Below are 840 nucleotides of genomic sequence, written 5' to 3' on the forward strand. Positions count from 1 at the left end.
GTCGTCCGGCAGCAGGGCGGCGGCCCGCAGCAGGACGTCGAAGCGCTTGCCCGCGGCCAGCCGACCCACCCCGCCGACGACGAACGCGTGCTCGGGCAGCTGGAGTTGCTGCCGCGTGCGCGCACGCACCGCAGGGTCGAACCGGAAGCGCTCCACCTCGATGCCGTTCGGCACCACCCGGATGCGCTGCCGCGGCACGCCCCACCGGTGCAGTCGCGCCCCCACGGCGGGGGAGACCGCGACCGTCACCCGGCCCAGCCGCTCCCCGGCCAGATACAGCGCGCGGACCCCGGCGGTCAGCGGCCTGCCCTCCATCTGCGAGTCGCCCAGGGAGTGTTCGGTGGCCACCACCGCGCGCACTCCCGCCAGGCGGGCCGCGATGCGCCCGTACAGGCAGGCGCGGTAGAGGTGGGTGTGGACCACGTCGTACCGGCCCGCCCGGATGAGACGGACCAGCCGCGGCAGCGCCGCCACGTCACGGTTGCCGGACATGCCGAGGTCGGTCACGCGGGTTCCGTCGGCCGCGATGCCCTGGGCCACGGTGCCCGCGTTCGTCAGCGCGACGACGTCGCAGTTCGTCGGCAAGTGGCGCAGCAGCAGGCGCAGTTGCTGCTCCGCGCCGCCCACGCCGAGGCCGGTGATGATGTGCAGGACCTTCATCCGGTCACCGCCGAACGGGCCAGCGCGCGGCGCCTGAGCCGGTTGGTGCGCAGCTTCAGGCGCAGCCGCCAGGCGGTGTCGTCCTGGCCGATGTGGACGCGGGGCAGGGCGTACGGTCCGGTGAGCGCGCCGGGCGCGATCGCGCAGGCGTACCGGTATCCGGCCTCGCGGACGGCGGCC

The 840-nt window shown here is 75.4% G+C and carries 1 protein-coding gene and 1 pseudogene; both read right to left on the reverse strand.

All coding sequences use genetic code 11. The features are described 5' to 3' along the window. The coding region (locus tag AOK03_RS37130) for a glycosyltransferase (RefSeq protein ID WP_244177898.1) at window positions 1–660 on the reverse strand (660 nt) is incomplete at its 3' end. Next, window positions 657–840 (reverse strand): annotated as a pseudogene (locus AOK03_RS37135) (polysaccharide deacetylase family protein); the annotation flags it as partial. The pseudogene AOK03_RS37135 and the gene AOK03_RS37130, both read right to left, overlap by 4 nt.

Origin of the sequence: Streptomyces atriruber (genome assembly GCF_001418325.1) — a bacterium.
Lineage (GTDB): Bacteria > Actinomycetota > Actinomycetes > Streptomycetales > Streptomycetaceae > Streptomyces > Streptomyces atriruber.